The organism is Micromonospora sp. NPDC049580 (assembly GCF_040675595.1).
Taxonomy (GTDB): domain Bacteria; phylum Actinomycetota; class Actinomycetes; order Mycobacteriales; family Micromonosporaceae; genus Micromonospora.
Genome location: NZ_JBFAPG010000667.1, coordinates 1 through 2,568 on the forward strand (window position 1 = coordinate 1; position 2,568 = coordinate 2,568).

The 2,568-nt window shown below is 72.1% G+C and carries 3 protein-coding genes; all 3 read left to right on the forward strand.

The features are described 5' to 3' along the window. The coding region (locus AB0J68_RS30750) for an RNA methyltransferase (RefSeq protein WP_363942224.1) at positions 1-626 on the forward strand (626 nt) is incomplete at its 5' end. A gap of 28 nt (positions 627-654) precedes the next feature. After that, positions 655-2,106, forward strand: a complete 1,452-nt coding sequence (gene argG / locus AB0J68_RS30755; protein ID WP_234588495.1) for an argininosuccinate synthase — start codon at positions 655-657, stop codon at positions 2,104-2,106. Between the two features lie 41 nt (positions 2,107-2,147). Then, positions 2,148-2,568 (forward strand): PucR family transcriptional regulator ligand-binding domain-containing protein (locus AB0J68_RS30760; protein ID WP_363942226.1); only part of this gene is annotated, 421 nt, incomplete at its 3' end.

Below are 2,568 nucleotides of genomic sequence, written 5' to 3' on the forward strand. Positions count from 1 at the left end.
GCGGCGACCAGCTCGCCGACCTGGACACCGGCGACGCGCCCGTCTACGCCGCCACCCAGGACGTGCTGCAACGGGCCACCGGTTTCCACGTACACCGGGGGGTGCTCGCGTCGTTCCACCGCCGCTCGCTGCCGACGGCGGCCGAGGTGCTCGCCGCCGCGCGCCGGGTGGTGATCCTGGAGGACGTCAACAACCACACGAACCTCGGCGCGATCTTCCGGGGCGCCGCCGCGCTGGGCATCGACGCCGTGCTGCTGTCGCCGTCCTGCGCCGATCCGCTCTACCGGCGCAGCGTGCGGGTCAGCATGGGCGAGGTCTTCGCGATGCCGTACGCCAAGCTCGAACGCTGGCCCACCGGCCTCGACGAGGTACGCGAGGCGGGCTTCACGGTGCTCGCCATGACGCCGGCGCCGGACGCCGTACCCATTCAGCGGTTGACCCCGGCGCAGCGCGCGCGGGCGGCGTTGCTGCTCGGCGCCGAGGGTCCCGGTCTCACCGCGGCGGCGCAGGCGGCCAGCGACGTGCGGGTGGTCGTCCCGATGCGGCGCGGCGTGGACTCGTTGAACGTCGCCGCCGCGGCGGCGGTGGCGTTCTGGGAACTGGGTCGAGACGATCCGCTTGCATGACCATGCGTCTTGCTGAATAATCTTCCCCGTGTCCAAGGTTCTCACCTCCCTGCCCATCGGCGAACGTGTCGGCATCGCCTTCTCCGGCGGCCTCGACACCTCGGTCGCGGTCGCGTGGATGCGCGACAAGGGCGCCGTCCCCTGCGCCTACACCGCCGACATCGGCCAGTACGACGAGCCCGACATCGGCTCCGTGCCCGGCCGTGCGCTCAGCTACGGCGCCGAGGTCGCCCGGCTGGTCGACTGCCGCGCCGCCCTGGTCGAGGAGGGCCTCGCGGCGCTGACCTGCGGCGCCTTCCACATCCGCTCCGGCGGGCGGGCGTACTTCAACACCACCCCGCTGGGCCGGGCCGTGACCGGCACCCTGCTGGTGCGGGCGATGATCTCCGACGACGTCCAGATCTGGGGCGACGGCTCGACCTTCAAGGGCAACGACATCGAGCGGTTCTACCGCTACGGCCTGCTGGCCAACCCGCAGCTGCGCATCTACAAGCCGTGGCTCGACACCGACTTCGTCACCGAACTGGGTGGGCGTAAGGAGATGTCGGAGTGGCTGCTGGAGCGCGGCCTGCCGTACCGGGACAGCACCGAGAAGGCATACTCCACCGACGCCAACATCTGGGGCGCGACGCACGAGGCGAAGACCCTGGAGCACCTCGACACCGGCATCGAGACGGTCAGCCCGATCATGGGTGTCCGGTTCTGGGACCCGTCGGTGGAGATCCCGACCGAGGACGTCACGATCGGGTTCGACCAGGGTCGCCCGGTGACGATCAACGGCAAGGAGTTCGGCAGCCCCGTCGACCTGGTGCTGGAGGCCAACGCCATCGGCGGCCGGCACGGCCTGGGCATGTCCGACCAGATCGAGAACCGGATCATCGAGGCCAAGAGCCGGGGCATCTACGAGGCGCCCGGCATGGCGCTGCTGCACGCCGCGTACGAGCGGCTGGTCAACGCCATCCACAACGAGGACACCCTGGCGAACTACCACAGCGAGGGCCGCCGCCTCGGTCGCCTGATGTACGAGGGCCGTTGGCTCGACCCGCAGGCGCTGATGCTGCGCGAGTCGTTGCAGCGCTGGGTCGGCACGGCGGTCACCGGCGAGGTGACGCTGCGGCTGCGCCGGGGCGAGGACTACTCGATCCTGGACACGACCGGCCCCGCGTTCAGCTACCACCCGGACAAGCTGTCGATGGAGCGCACCGAGGACTCGGCGTTCGGCCCGTCCGACCGGATCGGCCAGCTCACCATGCGCAACCTGGACATCGCCGACTCGCGGGCGAAGCTCGAGCAGTACGCCTCCCTCGGCATGGTCGGCGGCGCGGCACCCCAGCGGATGATCGGCGCCGCGCAGGCAGCCTCGACCGGGCTGATCGGCGCGATGCCCGAGGGCGGTGCGGAGGCCATCGCCTCCCGGGGCGTCGCCTCCGCCGCCGACGAGGCGCTCGACCGCGCCGCCATGGAGTTCGGCGTCGACTGAGCGGCCCCGGCACGTCGAGGTCCGGGGTCACGGACGGTAGCGTGGCGGCCGTGTTCCCTACCGTCCGTGAGGTCCTCGCCCTGGATCCCGTCCGCCACGGTGCTCCCCGCGTGGTCGCCGGGGACGCCGGGCTGGACCGGCCGGTGCGCTGGGTGCACGTCGCCGAGGTACCCGACATCGCCACCCTGCTCGGCGGCGGCGAGCTGGTGCTCACCACAGGCATCGGGTTGCCGGCCGACGACGCGGGCCTGCGCGCGTTCATCGGCGACCTCGCCGACGTCGGTGTCTCCGGGCTCGTCGTCGAACTGGGCCGCCGGTACGTCAGCGGCGTACCCCGGGTGATGGCCGCCGCCGCCGAGCGGCGCGGCCTGCCCCTGGTCGAGCTGCGCCGGGCCACCCCGTTCGTGCGGATCACCGAGGCGGTGCACGCGCTGATCGTCGACGCGCAGCTCGGTGAGCTGC